Below are 18,103 nucleotides of genomic sequence, written 5' to 3'. Positions count from 1 at the left end.
TTAATTTAACATAAAAAATAGCTTGATACTTTTTAGCATCAAGCTATTTTTTATTCAATATTTTATATATATTTTTCAAGTATTACAGCTCTGATATTTTCATACTTTATATAATCTGGTAGTGACTTTTTTATTACACTTATCTTATCTTCAGAAAACCTTTCACATACATCTAATATCATTGCTTTATCTTTTTGTTCATACATACTCTCTAAATCTATATTAAAGTTTATGCAATTTCCTTCTTTTATATAATCATATATATATCCTAAAACTGTAGAAAGAGATGTTTCTATTTCTTCACATACATATTTTATATCATTCCCTTGATTCAATAAATCTAGGGCTATTTCATTATTTTTTCTATTTTCTCCATCTATTATAAGCTTAAGTCTTTTTTTATCTTCCCACTCTGGTCTTATATTTTTTTCATTTATATATGAATTTACTACATCTAATATACTTTCACCGTATCTATTTATTTTAACTGGACCCATACCACCTATATCTTTTAATTGTTCTTTAGTAGTTGGATACCTCCCACTTATTTCTTTTAAAGAATTTTTGCTAATTACCATATAAGGTATAGTCTTTTCCTTTTTTGCTATATCTTTTCTTAAATCATCTAAAATATTATATAGATCTTTATCTGTAGTAACTTCAAAATATTCATCTTTAATTTTTGTGTTGTCTTTTTTATTTGTATTATTATCTAATACTTTTTGTTTATCAATATTGTTTCTATTTATATAGGATTCTATTACATCTTTAAATCTAGAACCATACTTTTCATACTTTACTTCGCCTATACCAGATACACTAAGCATTTCTTCTTTTGATGTAGCATAAATACTTGCCATACCTTTAAGAGTTGCATCTCCAAATATCATATATGGAGCTATAGATTCTTCTCTTGCTATATTACTTCTTAAGCTTACTAATTCTTCGTATAATTCATTTTCTACATACTTAGACTTACTTGCTTTAGCTTCTTTTAATTCAACTTTTATTTCCTTTTTTATAACTCTCATTGATTGTTCATTTAATTTTATAGTTGGAAATGTTCCTCTATGTCCTAAATTTTCTACTATATCTAAAAATCCATGTGATACTAATGTATTTATAAAGTTTTTTAAATCTTCACTAGAGTACTTTTTCATAAGACCATAAGTTGATAATTTATCAAATTCTAATTCTAATACTTTTTTATTTTTAGAACCCCTAAGAACATCGACTATCATGGTTATTCCATAGCTTCTTTTCATTCTAGCAATACAAGATATTACCATCATAGCATCTAGTGTCTTATCTACTACCTCTCCATCATTTAAACAGTTGCTACAGTTATTGCATTCATCTTCCATAGTTTCTCCAAAATAATCTAGTATACATTTTCTATAGCAATCACTAGTATATATTAAATCTACCATTTGCTGAAGTTTAGTATATTTAGCTATCTTTCTTTGAGGATTTTCTATGGACGCTTCCACTAAATATTTTTGCGTATGAACATCTTGTGGAGCAAATAATAATATACACTCACTTTCTTCGCCATCTCTTCCTGCTCTACCTATTTCTTGATAGTAGTTTTCTATACTTTGTGGCATATTATAATGAATTACCCATCTTATATTTGGTTTATCTATTCCCATACCAAAAGCATTTGTTGCTACCATTATCTTAATATCATCATTTATAAACTTTTCTTGATTTTCTTTTCTTATTTCATTACTAAGACCTGCATGATATTTAGATACTAAATAACCTCTTTTTAAAAGTCCATCATGTATATTTTCTACTTCTTTTCTAGTTGATGCATATATTATCCCACATTCATTTTCATGATTTTTAACATAATCTAATAAGTATTTATTTTTAGCAGGGGATTTAATTATATTTATAGATAAATTTTCTCTATCAAACCCTGATATAAATACTTTTGGATTATTTAAATTAAGTACTTCTACTATATCTTTTCTAACTTCATCACTTGCTGTAGCTGTAAAAGCCGTTACTATTGGTCTATTTCTTAAGTTATTTATAAAATATGGTATTTTTTTATAACTTACTCTAAAATCATGTCCCCATTGTGATACACAGTGTGCCTCATCTATTGCAACTTGACATACAACTTTATCATATATTACTGTTAAAAAATCAGAACTATCTAACCTTTCTGGTGCTACATATAATATTTTGCATTTATCATTTTTTATATTGTTAAGTACTTTTTCATATTCACTATTTGAAAGAGAACTATTTATGTACTCAGCTTCTATTCCCATAACCTTTAGTGTATCTACTTGGTCTTTCATAAGTGATATAAGAGGAGATACAACTATAGTTATTCCCTCTAGTACCATGGCAGGTATTTGATAACATATGGATTTACCTCCTCCTGTTGGCATTATAGCAAGCACATCGTTATTATTAATTATAGAATTTATAATATCTTCTTGCCCTTTTCTAAAGTTTGTATATCCATAATACCTATTTAATATATCTAACGGTGTAATATTCATTTATAACCCTCCTAACTGCATAATATATCCTTTGGAGTATTTAGATCTTAATTAATTTTAATTCTATTAATTTACTTTATCTTACCACAAGATTTTAATTTTAACTATTTAGTAACTACAAAATTTATATATTTAATATCTATATATAATTTAACTTCATTATAGAAAAAGCTTATATTATGTATTTAAAATTTTCAATATTCATATTATTAAGTAGTAATAATATATTAAATTCTCTTAATACTGGAGGAATTTATGTTAAAAGAAACCGAATATCTTTCTAAAGAAAAATATAATCTACTAAAAAAATATAACCTTCAATTAAATGATGATTTATATTGGGAATCAAACCATAAGAAATACCCTAAAGTTAAATATTTTTCCAATAAGTTTGCTAAAAATCACTCAACTCTAGCTTTATTATTTTATATACACAAGTTATGTTATGCTAAAATAAAGTATTTTGAAAAAAATTTCAATAAATATATACCTTATAAATATGACTACAAAAAAGGATTTATAGAGTGTGAGCTATTTGATATGGAGTTTATGTTGCATATTCCTAGTAATGTAATTATTGATATTAGAAACTTACAAGAAATTAAAAATATAGATGAGTTTCATGATTTTTGTAGATACCTAGAAAGCTATGAATTATAATTAAAATTAATGATTTTAACTAAAAAAGTGCCTTTTAATTAAAAGGCACTTAAATTTATTCAATATTACATACTCTTTGTTTTTCTTATTTCAGTATTGTTCCAACACTGAACATTTTCAAGTCCTTTTATATTTGATGCATCAAATACTGGACTTTTAATTCCATTTTTCTTTTGATTAGTATAATCTTCAAGTGCTATAAAAGCATATTTTCCTAAAAGAGCTATTGCTATTAAGTTTATTATAGCCATAAGGGCCATAAATACATCTGCTAAATTCCAAACTACATCTACTTGAACTACTGAACCAAATAAAACCATACATACAACTAACACTCTAAATATATTTAAAACAGTTTTATTGCTATTCATAAACTCTATATTTGATTCTCCATAGTAATAGTTACCTACTATTGAACTAAAAGCAAATAAGAATATACATAAAGCTATAAATATATGTGCAAAACTTCCTATATGAGAAGATAGTGCTGCTTGAGTTAACTCTATTCCACTTAATCCACTAGTTGAGTATCCTGGATATAAAAGTACTATAAATGCTGTACATGTACAAATTAAGATAGTATCTGTAAATACTCCAAGTGTTTGTATTAATCCTTGTTTAACAGGATGTGATGTATCTGCAGTTGCTGCTGCATTTGGTGCACTACCCATACCAGCTTCATTTGAGAATAGTCCTCTTTTTACTCCAGTAAGTATTATTCCTGCTGTCGTACCTACTGACATTTCTCTAAAATTAAAGGCATTTTCAACTATAAGCTTAAGTACATTTGGTATTTCACCTATATTTATTACAACTACAAATAACGCTACTAATATATAAAGTCCTGCAAATATTGGAACTATTATCTCAGATACTTTAGCTATTCTATGAACTCCTCCAAATATAACTATTGCTGTAAGTATTGTAATTATTATCCCTATAGTTAATCTATCAATTCCAAATGCTGAATTAAATGCAAGTGAAACTGTATTAGCTTGAACAGCATTAAATACAAATCCAAAACATATAGTTATTAGAATAGAGAATAATATTCCCATCCATTTTTTGTTTAGCCCTTGTTCTATATAATAAGCAGGTCCACCTCTAAATCCATCTTTGTCTTTTATCTTAAATATCTGTGCTAATGTACTTTCAACAAAACTTGATGCAGAACCTATTAATGCTGTTATCCACATCCAAAATATAGCACCAGGTCCTCCAACTACAACAGCCATAGCAATCCCTGCAATGTTACCTGTTCCAACTCTAGATGAAGTACTTATACAAAATGCTTGAAACGACGATACCTGTCCTTCTTTTTTATTTTCCTTAGATGCACCTTCTCCTAAAAGCTTAAACATTTCTTTAAAATATCTAAATTGTACAAACTTAGTCTTAACACTAAAGTAAATTCCAAGTGTTACTAACATAGCTATTAATATATATGTCCATATAAAATCGTTAATGCTTAATATTAAGCTATTTAAATTTTCCAATTTCAATCCCTCCTAAATTAATTATAAATACTTTTATATAATTGCCCTTTTTAAAAATATTATTATATATTTCAAAAATTACTGGCTAATAAATATTTTTGAATTAATATTTCTTTTTTATTCATTATAACTATATTTTCAATACTTTTCAAGTCATTTTTTGCATAATTAATTTTTCCATTTGCAAATTTCTAATTTTACAATAAATTCAATTTAACTTAAACCATTGATTTTAGTTATTTTACTAACTTTTCTAAGTGTCTTTTAATTTTATTTTATTATGTTAATTTATTTTATAGGTAAGTTATTAATATAATTATTAACTTATCTCTTTATTAATATTAGCTTGTATCATATCTACATTTATTGTAAAAGTATTTTTTATAACAGATGTATTGAAATATGGCATAAAAAAAGCACTTAGATTTTAATCTAAGTGCTTTTTTTATTAATTATTCTTTTTTTGTTCTATTTTTAATTTATCTAAATAAGCTACTGCATTTAATGCTGCTATTTGACCTTGACCAGCTGACTTTATATAAGAATATGGTTTACCAACACAGTCTCCTGCTGCAAAGCATCCATTTATACTTGTGTTCATATTAATATCAACCTTAATATGTGGTCCTTCTGTCTCTATTCCTGGCACTAATGATTTAGGCGAAGCACTATCTTTTATTACAAATACTCCATCTACGTCTATTTCTTGTTGTTTTAATTCTACTTTATTTACTAAATTTTCTCCATGGATTTGAACAGGTCTATCATTTATAACTTCTATAGAACTATCTAAACCATCTGAAGATCTCATAAGACCTTCTCTTTTATACATAGGTATAAAGTAAGTCTTTGATGCTATTTCACTTAAGAAGTTAGCTTCTTCTTCAGACTCTTTATTATAACCTATTATAGCTACTTTTTTATCTCTATATAAAGGAGCATCACATGTTGCACAATACCCTACACCTTTACCTAGAAATTCTTCTTCACCTTTTATTGGCTTACCATACTCTACACCTGTTGCAAGTATAACTGTAGTAGCTTCAAACATTTCATCCCCTGACATTAAAGCAAAGTAATCTCCCATAGCATATACGTTATTTATTTTTTTATCTACTATTTCAATATCCATGCTTTCTATATGTGCTTTAAATTTATCTCTTAAATCTTCTCCACTTATATCATAAAATCCTAGATAATTCTCTATTGATGGAGCTTTTACTAATTTATTACTTAAATTATCATTTCCAAATACTATTATATTTTTATTTCTTATTTTTGCATTTATTGCAGCAGAAAGTCCTGCTGGTCCACTTCCAATTATTGCCATATCATATCTCATATTAACCACCTATCATTTTATAAATGTGACTTAACTTTTGATTTAATTGCTTCTTTTGGCATAAATCCTACTAATGATTCTACTGGTTTTCCATCTTTAAATATCATCATTGTTGGTACAGTAGATATATTAAATTTTTGAGCTATTTCTAAGCTTTGATCTATATCAACTTTTATAAATTTTGCATCATCCATTTCATTTCCTAATGATTCAAATACTGGTGCTAACATTTTACAAGGTCCACACCAAGTTGCAAAGAAATCTACTACAACTACCCCTTTACTTTCTTCTACTTCCCCTTTAAATTGTGATGTTTTTATTATTTTAGCCATTTTCTTACCTCCTAAATACTCTCTTATCTATAATATGAATTATATTACAATATAGTTATTATTTGTAACATTAATTTATATTATTTATATACCCCCTATATATATCACTAAACAATTTGTTTATCTAGGGATCGTTAGTTTAAAATATGTATACTCATTTTCTTTAGAATCTACAGTTATTGTTATACCAAGATTTATAGCAATCATTTTTGCAATAGATAATCCTATTCCTGAGCCATCTATATCTTTATGTCTTATACTATTGCTTCTAAAAAATCTGTCAAATATATAATCGATATCTTCTTTTTTTATACCCATTCCAGTATCTTTTATATATATTATAATATCGTTATTTTGTTCATAAGCACTTATTGATATACTATCCCCACTTTTTGTGTATTTAAAAGAGTTATCTATAAATATTAATAATAACTGTCTTAACTTATTTTTATCTGTAAATATTTTTTTATTCTTTAATTTAATATTAGTATGAAATTCTTTTTCTTGAATCTCTGCTATATCTGCATAATTTTTACTTATCTCATCTATCATTATATTTATATCTACATTTTCTTTTATAATATCATTAGTACTATCTTCTTTACTTAATGATAATAAATCACTTATCATCTTCTTTATTCTTCTTGTTTCTTTCATAGCATCAGCTATAGATTCAACTTCATCAGATATAGTACTATCTGGATGCTTTAATAAGCTTTCTAACTTTGAAGATACTATGGCTATTGGAGTTCTAAGCTCATGAGATGCATCCTGAACAAATTTAGCTTGATTATTCCAAGCAGTTTCTATTGGTATTAGTGCTTTTTTAGTTAAATAAAGTGCTACAAAATATGTTATTATTACAGCTACTAATACTCCTATTATAAATACAAATATAAGTTGTTTTAACGAGTTTCTTTCCGAATCTATATTTCTTATTATTTGTATTTTATATTTACCAATATCAATGTTTAATTCTCTAAAAGTATATCCATTTTCAGTGTACGTAAAGAAAGTATCATTCTTATTATTTTTAGGTCTTGGTAATAGTTCATTAAAATAGCCATTTTCTGTGTAATATCTTATTCTATTTCCTTCATAAACATAGACCATATTACTTGGGTCTTTTAACACTATTGGATAAAATATAGATCTATTATTAAGTTGCATAGTTATATTTTCTAATTCAGCTTTAAGATTTTTGTCTATATTGCTATATGTAAGTCCTTTAAAGTAAGAATATATAAATATAGAAAATATTATAAGAAATGCTACTACTACAGCTATATTTATTTTTATTAAACGATTTTTAGTTTTACTAAATACATTTTTATTTATCATCAAATATATAACCTACTTTTCTTTTAGTTTTTATATAGTTATCATATCCGTACTTGCTAAGCTTCTTTCTTAAATTGCTAACATAAACTTCAACTATTTCTATAGTAGCATCTGAATCTATTCCCCAAATTCTATCATATATTTGTTCCTTTAAAAGTATTGTTCCTTTATTTATTATAAAATACTCAATTAAATTAAACTGCTTATTTTGAAGATTTAAATCTTCACCATTTATAGATGCAGTTTTATTATTTGTATCTAAATATAAATCTTTAAATACAATTTTATTATTAGATTTTATTTTTCCATTAGTCCTTAACATTGCATATACTCTTGCTACTAATTCTTCCATATAAAATGGCTTTGTTAGATAATCATTTGCTCCTATCTCAAATGCTGATACCTTATCATTTAAACTTTCTTTAGCAGTTAAAATAAGTACTAATGTATCTATTCCATCTTTTCTTATAGACTTTAATATATCTAATCCTGATATATCAGGTAACATTAAGTCTAGTATAATTAAATCATATATATTTTGTTTAATATTGTATATGGCTTCTTCTCCAAAACTACATGAATCTACTTCAAAATGATTTTTTAGTTCCTCCTCTAGACTTTCTAAAAGTTTAGAATTATCCTCAACAATTAAAACCTTCATGCCAATCTCCTTAATTTTAATCTAAGTTTATTACTATTAATTTCCTATATAATATAAATAATTATACAATACATATATATATTTTTAAAACATTTACAGTCACTAAATAAAAAAACCTACTGTATAGCTTATAATATAAACTTAACAATAGGTTTTTCATCATTTTTAATCATAATTTTATTTTTCCTCATATTTAATGTATATAACTTTTACATCTTTAACACTGTCTAATATAGGAATGTCTATTTAAAGCCTTACTTATTAACTTTGAATATTATTTGAATTATAAGTATTTATTATGTTTACAAATTCATCAATAGAAACGACATTGTCTTTTACCATAAACTCATTGTAGTACCAATTTGCAAAATCAGGGTTAGCTAATGTTGAGTTTAATTTTTCAAAGTCTATCTCTTCTTTATTGTAATTATTTTCATTCATGTTTACCACCCCTTTTTATTTAACCTTATTATTAATCATATAAATACGATTTATTCACTTCAATCCCCTCTTTTTTATTTGTATACTTAACCCTTTATAGTAAATGTTTATTTTCCTTTAAAAAGTTTTTTAATGCTTGAGTTATTATTTCTTGTTTAGTAAAACTTGAATTACTACATAACCTTTCAAAATCTTCCCATATTTTTTTATCTACCCTTATGCTAGTTGATTTTAGTTCATCTATATTATTTTTTTCTATTACTATGTCTTTTTTAGAAGTTTTTGTCTTAGGCTTTATTGCCTTAACATCCCTAACTTGTAAGTACCAATCATATACCTCACATAACTTGTCCATATCCTCAGGTGTTAAATTTACTTTCTTATCTCTTTTAGGTTTTTGTGTTTTTCTTTTAGTATTATTTTTTTTTACATTTTCCTTTTTTTCTACTTTAGTGTTTTTAATTTCATTAAATTCTATTTGTTTTTTCTCTTCTTTTATGTCATCTTTTAATTCGTACTTTCCATTTGTTAATTTGTACCCTTTTTTATTTAAATAACTTCTTAATGTTTGTGGTTTTATCTCCATCTTATCTGCTATATCTTGAAACTTTAAGTTTTTATTTTGTAGTTGCATAAATATTTTTATTCTTTCGTTTCCTGTCATTTTTTTCTCCTTGTAATTTAGTTAATTTATACCTACATATTATCATAAGAGTTTTATTTAGACAAAATTATGTGTTATAGTTTATATTATATATTTTTATTGTATTTTAAAATAACAATTTATTTTTTTATTATACTTTCTATATTCAATATCCTTTAAAGTTAATATTTTCATTTTTTAAAATTTAATTAACATTTACTGTAAACTTTCTTATATTTTTTAAAATAACAGTACATTTTTTCTTTAATTTTATCATTTTTTTAACAAAACTATTTACAATTGTCGAAATGTGCTTTATAATCAAAATTGTCTTAAGATTTCTTTAAGTTAATATGACATTAAGGAAAACAGTACCTTAAGAAAAAAACATTACATTTATATATTTAGGAGGAAAATTAGCATGATGCAAATACTTACGAGTACAGCATTATTATTAGTTGTACTGGCATTATTCACATTATTTAGTTACAAAGCACCTCACGGAATGAAGGCAATGGGTGCATTAGCAAGTGCTGCTTGCGCAAGTTTCTTAGTTGAGGCATTCCACGCTTCTTTATTTGGACAACAATTTGGTATATCTTTCTTAGAGAAAGTCGGAGCTGCCAACGGTTCTTTAGGTGGTGTAGCTGCTGCTATATTAGTACCTTTAGCATTAGGTGTATCTCCAGTATACGCTGTATTAGTTGGTTTAACAGTTTCAGGATTTGGAATACTTCCAGGATTCGTTGCAGGATACTTAATATCATTCGTTGTTAAGTTCTTAGAAAAGAAAACTCCTGCTGGTCTTGATTTAATAGTTATAATATTAATTGCTGCTCCTTTAACAAGAGCAATAGCAGGATTTATGGATCCTATAGTTAATGATACATTAATGCAAATAGGACAAGCTTTAACAGCTGCTTCTACTACATCTCCAATATTAATGGGTATAATACTTGGTGGTTTAATAACAGTTGTTGCTACTGCTCCATTATCATCAATGGCTTTAACATCTATAATAGGATTAACAGGTCTTCCAATGGCAATAGGTGCATTAGCAGTATTTGGTTCTTCTTTCATGAACTTCGTATTCTTCTCAAAAATGAAATTTGGTTCAAAGAAAGATACAATAGCTGTTGCTATAGAGCCTTTAACTCAATCAGATATAATAACTGCTAACCCAATACCAGTATTTGTTACTAACTTTATAGGTGGAGCATTATCAGGTGTTGTAGTTGCATTAGTAAGTTCTTATGTTGCACCACTTGCAATAAGTGTTCCTGGTATGGCAACTCCTATAGCTGGTTTCGCTGTTGCAGTTGGTCAAAACGGAACTCCTGCTTTAATAGCTGCTGTTGGATGTATAGTAGTTAGTATAATAGGTGCTTTAATAGGACATACATTATTCAAAAATACAAAAATACTTACTGCTGATGAGATACGTGGAACAGAAGAATCTTCTGCAGCATAATATATAAAAAAAAGAACGTAGATAATTCTACGTTCTTTTTATATATATTACTATCTTACAACTTTTCTCGTTAGAGTTCCTATACCTACTCCCATCATAATGATTCCTACAAGCATTTCAATATTTGCTACCATGTATGCTACTTCTGTGGGCTTTGAATTGTTAAACCCAACAGCTCCAAACATACCTACACTTAAATTTATAACCTCATTAAAATCTTTAATAAACTGTTTTAGGTTCCATGTACCAATATTACTTAAACTATATTTTATAACCTGTCCATCTAACTCAATACCTACTGCTAAAAATATAAATGCAAATATTATCATTATTACTAAAGATGATAATACACAAAGCCAAGGTCTTTCTCCATACCCACATGCTAACCAATATATATACGAATTTATTTTAGGTAAAAATTTAACACATTTTCTTTGTGTACATTTCCCTATATAATAATATTCTCCAAAATTATTATTCAAGTTATTTTCCTTAAATTTTTCGGACAAAGTTTTATATGTCATATATATACCTTCATATTCATTTTTATCCTTAACTCTAGGTTCAATTTTATCAAAAAATGTTTTAGCATCAAATTTAGTTGTAAATTTATCATCAAACATTATATCTTGTATATATGTATTTGAAATTTTAAAGCCTGAAAGATCACAATCTATAATCTCAAACATATCAATTTCACTATTTATTATAATTGAAGATTTTAAATATGTTAATTCAAAACTTGTGTTACTAATCTTACATTTTTCGAAAATACAATATGATAAGTCACTATTTAAAAATTTTGCATATATATCACAATTATAGAAACTACACCCTATATTGTCTTTTTTATTTAAAGAAGGTCGTTTTTCACTTCCTTCTTTTATGAATATACAATTTTCAAATACAACTCCTCCACCGCTAAAATTGCAATCATTAAAAGTACAACCTATAAATGTGCAGTCTTTGAATTTAATATTTTTAAAATCACATTTTCTAAATTTAGCGCAAATTATATCTTGCTCTACTATTTCATAAAAATCTTGTTCGTCAAATATACCATCTTTGCCGATTAGTTTATCTTTTATTTTATTATAGCTATATTTTGAATTATTATCATAATCATTTAGTTCTATTTTTTTTGTAGTTGCATCTTTATAAAATGTTTCGTTATTTTTTTTTCTATTTGATAATTGTTCATTCACTACGGCCTTTTCTTCTTCAAAATTTATATATCCCATAGAATAACTCCTTGCTTTTAGATGAAAAGAAAACGTAAAATATATTTTACGTTTTCTTTTTTTACAATTATTATTATCTTATTTTATAATTATTATTCTATATAATACAAACTCTATTATTTTAAATAAAACTAATCCATAGTATAAATAATATTATCAACTTCTTCATACGTTTTCTTACCTAATACATGTATACCTATAAATGTAGCTAATAAAGCTATTGGTAATACTATATAAACAGGTATACCAAGTCCTGCCGGTATATATCCAAATAATACTGTTATTACGGCTGTAAATAATGCATAAGGCATCTGTGTATTAACATGATCTATATGATTACATCCAGCTCCCATTGATGACATTATTGTAGTGTCAGATATTGGTGAGCAGTGATCTCCAAATATAGCGCCTGTTAGTACTGCACTAGTACTAGCTACTATAAACGACATTTCTGGGTTTATAGAATGAGCTAGTGGTATTGCAAGAGGCATAAGTATTCCCATTGTTCCATAAGCTGTTCCTGTAGCAAATGATATTATGGCTCCAAGTATAAATACTACACTTGGTAATAAAAAATTTGGTAGTGTTCCAGATAATAATGTTACTAAGTATTTAGCTGTTCCTAGTTCTTTTATAACAGAACTTAATGACCATGCAAGTATTAATATAACCCCAGTCATAATAAGTCCCTTCATTCCATCTATCCAAGCATCTATAGCTTCAGAGATTGTAAGTATATTTTTACTAACTCCAAGAACTATGCCTACAATACTTGCAAATAAAGCTGACTGGAATAATGCAACCGAAGCATCTGCTCCACTAAACGCCTCTCTTATAGCATCAAATGAATATGGAGAATTAGTAAATAATTGTATTAGATTTTGGTTATCTGAGTTCATAGCTGCTGTGTATCCGCTATAATAAAAAGAAATTAACGCAGCTATTATTAATGTTCCTATAGGTATTATTGCATTCCATGAACTTAATTTTATACCTTCTTTTGGCTCTAAATCAGAATTATCATTACTAACATTGTTTGAATTGTTATTATTTTTATTAACACTTCGGGCTTTAATTTGAGCTTCTCTCATTGGTCCAAAATCCTTAGCTAGAACTGCTGATATAACTATAAATGCTAATATTAATATATTATAAAATCTATATGGTATGGTATTTAAAAATACTCCAAATGCATCAGCTTCTACTCCTATACCGTTAAATGCATCATTTATAAGTCCAACTTCAAGACCTATCCATGTAGATATTATAGCAAGCCCAGCTATAGGTGCAGCTGTAGCATCTATTATAAACGCTAGTTTTTCTCTTGATAGTTTCATTTTGTCTGCTACTGGTCTAACTATAGGACCAACTATTAATGAATTTGCATAATCATCAAAGAATACTAATAATCCTAAAAACCATGCTATAAGTTGAGTCCCTCTAGCGGTCTTTGATCTTTTGGCTAGGCTCTCTGCTATAGCTTTTGCACCACCCATTCTAGCTACTAGGCTTATAACCCCACCTATAGCTAAAACTTGAAGTATTATACCTGCATTCCATGGATCTGCTAATGAATTTAATGCCCTATTTACTATATCTAAAAATGCATTAACAAAAGCAACTATAACATTTCCAGATGACATGTTTATTATAAAGCTTCCTGAAAATATACCTACAAATAACGATATTACTACATTCTTAGTTATAAATGCTAAAACTATAGCAACTAATGGTGGTATTAAAGTTATCATCTTAAGTCTTTCTGAATTTATAGTTGATATATCATCCCCCCCTGCAAATACTAATGGCATAGACATCATAAAAATTATAATAGTCATTAATAATACCCTAAAATTTCTCTTGCTTCTCATAAAACTTCCCCCTTAAAATTGTTTAGTCTCTAGTGAATATAAGGGTATAAAAAATTCGCTTCGCTCATGTCGCCAACGACTTCGTCCGTTGCTCAAAATGTCTTTTTTACGCTCTGCAAACTGATTGGTATTACTCAACTTCAATAATTATCCACATTCTTTAAAGTATCATATTTTCCTAAAGCGTAAAAAAGTCTTGAGTATACACTCAAGACTTATAAATTTTTACATAAAGTTATACATTAACTTTTTAGACACAGCAATATAACTATACCTATGTATAAATTTTTCTCAAATGTAGCTCTTCACAAAATAAATTGTGACAGTGATACATATATTTTATGTACCCCCAGGCATATAACCTTAAAGCATCAGCTATACCCTTCGGCAATAGTTCCTTTCCTAATGATTCTACGCGCTTAACTCCTCATTAGTACTTTTAAATATTGCGACCTCTACCCTTTTTATTTTATTCACTTTTATTATTAATAGTATATATACCTTTATTTTTATTTTCAAGTATAAAAGATTTTTTTTATATCATTTATAAATAATATATAATAATTTTGTTATTTATATTTAAATTTATAAATTATTATACCTTTTGTAAATTTTTTTATAAATAGTAAACATACTAATTATGAGGTGATTTTATGAAAAAATTTTTATTTATAACTTTATTATTAACTATATTTTTTAATCCACAAAATATTTTCTCTTTATCTCCAATATATACCCCCAAAGAACCTATGCCTCTACCTTATTCTTATGATTCTCTTGAACCTTATATAGACAAAGAGACTATGATCTTACATTATGATAAACATTATAAATCTTACTTAGATAAATTAAATAATGCCATAAAAGGATACCCTGACCTTTATGCTTGTAGTATTTCTGATTTATTAACTTGTCTAGATTGTTTGCCTAGTGAAATAGCTAAAACTATAAAAGATAATGGTGGAGGAGTATATAATCATGAATTTTTCTTTGAAATAATGTCTCCTAATAGGAAAAAATTACATGGAAAATTAAAAAGTGCCATAAACAGAGACTTTAAATCTTTTGATAATTTTAAAAATGAATTTAATAAAGCTTCACTAAGTGTATTTGGATCTGGATGGGCATGGCTTGTATCTGATGACTCTGGAAATCTATCGATTATAACTACTCAAAATCAAAATACTCCTATTACATTAAACTTAAAACCTATAATTGGAATCGATGTATGGGAACATGCTTACTATCTAAAGTATCAAAATAAAAGGGCCGAATATATAAATAATTGGTTTAATATTATAAATTGGAGTAAAGCGGAAGAAAACTATATTCAAAATCTAAAATAAAAATTTATAATAATTTGTAGATTTTAAGTATATTCAATCCTTTTAAAATTATATTTTAAAAATAGTTTTTGAAAATTTTTACAATTTACTATATAATTAATACAAATATAATTATCAATAATATTATACTATCACCTAGGAGGTTTAATGGTAAAAGAAACTCATACTAAGGGAGGCTATATATTTGCACTTTTAGCGCTCCCTTATTTATATAAAACATTTTTAAATAATTATAGTGTATTTTATAAAGCTATTTTGCTTTTAATATACACATATTTTGCATATATAGGTTCATTATATCCTGATATCGATATGAGAGGTTCTTATATAAGTAAAAGATATCCTATTATATATAAATATTTTGGTTCTAGATTTAGGCATAGGAGCTTTACACATAGTCTAATTTTTATATCTTTACTTGCTTATGGTTTCAATTTTTTAATAAAATCTACAGATAGTAATATAGTATTTATATGTGTATCTTGCGGCTTTTTAGTAGGATATGTATCTCATCTAGTTTTAGATCTGCTAACTAAGGAAGGTATAGAGATTTTTTACCCTATAACCATTAATTTTTCATTCCTTCCTATAAAAACTAATTCTAAGACAGAAAAGTTAATATGCAAAGCTTTAAACTTTATAGTTATATTTTTACTAGGATATAGATTTTATATATTACTTTAATAACCCACCTAATATTAGATGGGTTATTTTATATATTCTATACATTTTCAGTTTCATTATCTTTTTCATGATTCTCTAAACTTTTCTTAACTTTATTACCTATAGTCCATGATAAAAATACTAATAAACAAAATACTAATATTTTAACAGGACTGTTTATAAAACCTTTTATGTCACTCATTGGATAACTTATAAATAAAAACATTATAAACTTTCCTGATAGCATTGCAGGTATAAAACATTTAGGATCCACTTTACAAAATGCAGATGCTATTGTTACTAAAAAACTTGGTACAAAGGGACAAGAATAAGCAAAAAATAGTAACTTAAATCCTTTTTTGTCCATCCATTTTATTGCTTTATCTACTTTTTTATTTCTAAATTTATTAAATAACTTATTATCGTTAAATCTACTAATAATTAAAAATAGCAATGCAGTACCTAAACCAGATCCTATCCAAGATAGTACAAGACCTCCAAATAGCCCAAGTAAAAGTGCATTAGCTCCTACTATAGCCATAAGAGGAAGTATAGGTAAAAAGCTTTCAATAAAGCTTGCTAGTAATCCTATTATCATGGTTAAAATCCAATAGTTTTGTGCAAAATGATTTAATTCTTGAATATATTCCATAATCTATTTCTCCTTATGTCTATTATATATTATAGTATACACTATTTTCACTTAAATTCACCATATTTTGACTAAAACTTCATATAACAATTGCTGCCATTTAACCTTTAAATAGCTCCTTCTAATATATTAATTAAAATAAATAAAAGCTAATACAGATAAACTTCCGTATTAGCTTTTATTTATAGACCTAAATCTTCCTTTTTCACATGTAAATCCATTTGTGGATAAGGTATGCTTATATTTTCTTCATCAAATCTTAATTTGACCTTCTCTAATAGGCTAAAATGTATATCCCAATAATGTTCCGATTTACACCATACTTTAACTATAAAGTCAACAGAACTTGGACTATGAGCACTAACACCTATAAATGGTTTAGGATTATCTAAAACAAACTCTTGTTTTTTTACGATATCCGTTAATACTTCCTTAACATGGAGTATATTATTTTCATATCCTACACTAAATGTTAAATCAACTCTTCTTTCTTCCTTTGCTGAATAGTTTATTAAACTACCATTTGACAATGTTCCATTTGGTATTAATATTAACTTATTGTCTATAGTTGTCAATTTAGTATAGAATAACCCTATTTCTTCAACTGTACCTTCATAAACTCCAGTTTGTATATAATCCCCTACTTTAAATGGTCTAAGTAATAATATTATAAAACCACCTGCAAAGTTAGATAAACTGCCTTGAAGGGCTAAACCTATGGCAACCCCACCAGAAGCTACAATCGCTGCAAGACCTGTCAATTTAACATCCCAATAGCCAAGAATTCCTATAAATAATATAACTTTTAACACACCTGCTGTTAATGACTGTATGAATCTTCTTAATGTTATATCAACATCTCTTTTTTCTAAAAATACTCCAAATTGTTTTACTACCTTTTTTATAATCTTTAATCCTATAGATATAACTATAAGACCTATTATAAGCTTTATTCCATATTCAGTAACCCATCCTATAAATTTTTCAATAAGTGTATCAAGTGGCATTTTACTCATTTGTTGTACCTTACTCGACACTTCTTTTGCTATTGCATCTGGATTTGTCATTTATAACCACCTCTTTTAAAACTTTCGACTTTTTACTCATACATATTACCTTATTTTTTGCAATATGTCTATATAATACAATTATTTCAAAAATATAACTATTTAAAATTATAGGTCCTTTTAATTAGCTATTGTAACTTTAACTCACATATTACCTAACTACAATATTTATCCACATTTTTAAAATATCATAATTTCCTTAAGCGTAAAAAAAGGTTGCCTAAGTTTAGACAACCTTTAAATATATTATAATTTATTTAGCATCAAAATGTCTTTGTAATAAACCTAAGAATGCTTTACCATGTCTTGCTTCATCTTTACACATTTCATGTACTGTATCATGTATAGCATCAA

General features: G+C 26.4%; 16 protein-coding genes and 1 riboswitch. Of the genes, 4 read left to right on the top strand and 12 right to left on the bottom strand.

Annotated features, from left to right (window positions below; all coding sequences use genetic code 11):
- Nucleotides 1–62 precede the first annotated feature (62 nt).
- The gene (gene recQ, locus I1959_RS06230) at nt 63–2,522 is read right to left on the bottom strand and encodes a DNA helicase RecQ (RefSeq protein WP_195237450.1); all 2,460 of its coding nucleotides are present in this window, start codon (nt 2,520–2,522) and stop codon (nt 63–65) included.
- A 255-nt stretch (nt 2,523–2,777) separates the two neighbouring features.
- Between recQ and I1959_RS06225 the strand changes: the two genes are divergently transcribed.
- Nucleotides 2,778–3,182: a hypothetical protein gene (locus tag I1959_RS06225; RefSeq protein WP_243240001.1), complete on the top strand. Its 405-nt coding sequence runs from the start codon at nt 2,778–2,780 to the stop codon at nt 3,180–3,182.
- Between the two features lie 65 nt (nt 3,183–3,247).
- Here I1959_RS06225 and I1959_RS06220 read toward each other — a convergent pair whose 3' ends face one another.
- The 7 genes from I1959_RS06220 to I1959_RS06190 form a co-directional block, all read right to left on the bottom strand.
- Complete coding sequence (locus tag I1959_RS06220) at nt 3,248–4,678, bottom strand: alanine/glycine:cation symporter family protein (protein ID WP_092924990.1); 1,431 nt, start codon at nt 4,676–4,678, stop codon at nt 3,248–3,250.
- 448 nt (nt 4,679–5,126) lie between these two features.
- The gene (locus I1959_RS06215; RefSeq protein ID WP_166505718.1) at nt 5,127–6,020 is read right to left on the bottom strand and encodes an NAD(P)/FAD-dependent oxidoreductase; all 894 of its coding nucleotides are present in this window, start codon (nt 6,018–6,020) and stop codon (nt 5,127–5,129) included.
- 17 nt (nt 6,021–6,037) lie between these two features.
- Complete coding sequence (trxA, locus tag I1959_RS06210; RefSeq protein WP_092924986.1) at nt 6,038–6,352, bottom strand: thioredoxin; 315 nt, start codon at nt 6,350–6,352, stop codon at nt 6,038–6,040.
- Between the two features lie 120 nt (nt 6,353–6,472).
- On the bottom strand, nt 6,473–7,693 hold the full coding sequence (locus tag I1959_RS06205) for a sensor histidine kinase (RefSeq protein ID WP_092924984.1): 1,221 nt from the start codon (nt 7,691–7,693) through the stop codon (nt 6,473–6,475).
- The gene (locus I1959_RS06200) at nt 7,683–8,354 is read right to left on the bottom strand and encodes a response regulator transcription factor (protein ID WP_195237449.1); all 672 of its coding nucleotides are present in this window, start codon (nt 8,352–8,354) and stop codon (nt 7,683–7,685) included. Before I1959_RS06200 ends, I1959_RS06205 begins: the two co-directional genes overlap by 11 nt.
- Nucleotides 8,355–8,615: 261 nt before the next feature.
- Complete coding sequence (locus I1959_RS06195) at nt 8,616–8,795, bottom strand: hypothetical protein (protein ID WP_092924980.1); 180 nt, start codon at nt 8,793–8,795, stop codon at nt 8,616–8,618.
- A gap of 94 nt (nt 8,796–8,889) precedes the next feature.
- Nucleotides 8,890–9,459, bottom strand: a complete 570-nt coding sequence (locus tag I1959_RS06190) for a DNA-binding protein (protein ID WP_195237448.1) — start codon at nt 9,457–9,459, stop codon at nt 8,890–8,892.
- Between the two features lie 400 nt (nt 9,460–9,859).
- Between I1959_RS06190 and I1959_RS06185 the strand changes: the two genes are divergently transcribed.
- Nucleotides 9,860–10,909 carry a PTS sugar transporter subunit IIC gene (locus tag I1959_RS06185; protein ID WP_330383720.1) on the top strand — a complete coding sequence of 350 codons (1,050 nt, stop codon included), beginning with the start codon at nt 9,860–9,862 and terminating at the stop codon, nt 10,907–10,909.
- 50 nt (nt 10,910–10,959) lie between these two features.
- On the opposite strand, the gene I1959_RS06180 is transcribed toward I1959_RS06185, so the two are convergent.
- Both I1959_RS06180 and I1959_RS06175 read right to left on the bottom strand, forming a co-directional pair.
- Nucleotides 10,960–12,150: a pentapeptide repeat-containing protein gene (locus I1959_RS06180; RefSeq protein ID WP_092924976.1), complete on the bottom strand. Its 1,191-nt coding sequence runs from the start codon at nt 12,148–12,150 to the stop codon at nt 10,960–10,962.
- Nucleotides 12,151–12,281: 131 nt separating this feature from the next.
- Nucleotides 12,282–14,021 (bottom strand): Na+/H+ antiporter NhaC family protein, encoded by a 1,740-nt coding sequence (locus I1959_RS06175; protein WP_195237446.1) that lies wholly within the window; start codon nt 14,019–14,021, stop codon nt 12,282–12,284.
- A 290-nt stretch (nt 14,022–14,311) separates the two neighbouring features.
- Nucleotides 14,312–14,487, bottom strand: a riboswitch (Lysine riboswitch).
- A 187-nt stretch (nt 14,488–14,674) separates the two neighbouring features.
- On the opposite strand from I1959_RS06175, the gene I1959_RS06170 reads away from it, so the two are divergent.
- Both I1959_RS06170 and I1959_RS06165 read left to right on the top strand, forming a co-directional pair.
- Nucleotides 14,675–15,367, top strand: a complete 693-nt coding sequence (locus tag I1959_RS06170; protein ID WP_092924972.1) for a superoxide dismutase — start codon at nt 14,675–14,677, stop codon at nt 15,365–15,367.
- Nucleotides 15,368–15,514: 147 nt separating this feature from the next.
- Nucleotides 15,515–16,051, top strand: coding sequence for a metal-dependent hydrolase (locus I1959_RS06165; RefSeq protein ID WP_092924970.1), 537 nt, complete (start codon nt 15,515–15,517; stop codon nt 16,049–16,051).
- 37 nt (nt 16,052–16,088) lie between these two features.
- On the opposite strand, the gene I1959_RS06160 is transcribed toward I1959_RS06165, so the two are convergent.
- Both I1959_RS06160 and I1959_RS06155 read right to left on the bottom strand, forming a co-directional pair.
- Nucleotides 16,089–16,682 (bottom strand): TVP38/TMEM64 family protein, encoded by a 594-nt coding sequence (locus tag I1959_RS06160; RefSeq protein WP_195237444.1) that lies wholly within the window; start codon nt 16,680–16,682, stop codon nt 16,089–16,091.
- A 182-nt stretch (nt 16,683–16,864) separates the two neighbouring features.
- On the bottom strand, nt 16,865–17,749 hold the full coding sequence (locus I1959_RS06155) for a mechanosensitive ion channel family protein (protein ID WP_330383719.1): 885 nt from the start codon (nt 17,747–17,749) through the stop codon (nt 16,865–16,867).
- Between the last annotated feature and the right edge of the window lie 354 nt (nt 17,750–18,103).

The sequence above is a fragment of the Romboutsia sp. 1001285H_161024_C4 genome, assembly GCF_015550185.1.
Lineage (GTDB): Bacteria > Bacillota > Clostridia > Peptostreptococcales > Peptostreptococcaceae > Romboutsia_C > Romboutsia_C hominis.
This window is presented reverse-complemented; position numbering and strand designations above follow the sequence as displayed.

Coding starts and splice junctions, on each gene's coding strand:
- I1959_RS06200 (WP_195237449.1), bottom strand. CDS start 8,354: ATGAAGGTTTTAATTGTTGAGGATAATTCTAAACTTTTAGAAAGTCTA.
- I1959_RS06225 (WP_243240001.1), top strand. CDS start 2,778: ATGTTAAAAGAAACCGAATATCTTTCTAAAGAAAAATATAATCTACTA.
- I1959_RS06180 (WP_092924976.1), bottom strand. CDS start 12,150: ATGGGATATATAAATTTTGAAGAAGAAAAGGCCGTAGTGAATGAACAA.
- I1959_RS06160 (WP_195237444.1), bottom strand. CDS start 16,682: ATGGAATATATTCAAGAATTAAATCATTTTGCACAAAACTATTGGATT.
- trxA (WP_092924986.1), bottom strand. CDS start 6,352: ATGGCTAAAATAATAAAAACATCACAATTTAAAGGGGAAGTAGAAGAA.
- I1959_RS06155 (WP_330383719.1), bottom strand. CDS start 17,749: ATGACAAATCCAGATGCAATAGCAAAAGAAGTGTCGAGTAAGGTACAA.
- I1959_RS06215 (WP_166505718.1), bottom strand. CDS start 6,020: ATGAGATATGATATGGCAATAATTGGAAGTGGACCAGCAGGACTTTCT.
- I1959_RS06195 (WP_092924980.1), bottom strand. CDS start 8,795: ATGAATGAAAATAATTACAATAAAGAAGAGATAGACTTTGAAAAATTA.
- I1959_RS06190 (WP_195237448.1), bottom strand. CDS start 9,459: ATGACAGGAAACGAAAGAATAAAAATATTTATGCAACTACAAAATAAA.
- recQ (WP_195237450.1), bottom strand. CDS start 2,522: ATGAATATTACACCGTTAGATATATTAAATAGGTATTATGGATATACA.
- I1959_RS06205 (WP_092924984.1), bottom strand. CDS start 7,693: ATGATAAATAAAAATGTATTTAGTAAAACTAAAAATCGTTTAATAAAA.
- I1959_RS06170 (WP_092924972.1), top strand. CDS start 14,675: ATGAAAAAATTTTTATTTATAACTTTATTATTAACTATATTTTTTAAT.
- I1959_RS06165 (WP_092924970.1), top strand. CDS start 15,515: ATGGTAAAAGAAACTCATACTAAGGGAGGCTATATATTTGCACTTTTA.
- I1959_RS06185 (WP_330383720.1), top strand. CDS start 9,860: ATGATGCAAATACTTACGAGTACAGCATTATTATTAGTTGTACTGGCA.
- I1959_RS06175 (WP_195237446.1), bottom strand. CDS start 14,021: ATGAGAAGCAAGAGAAATTTTAGGGTATTATTAATGACTATTATAATT.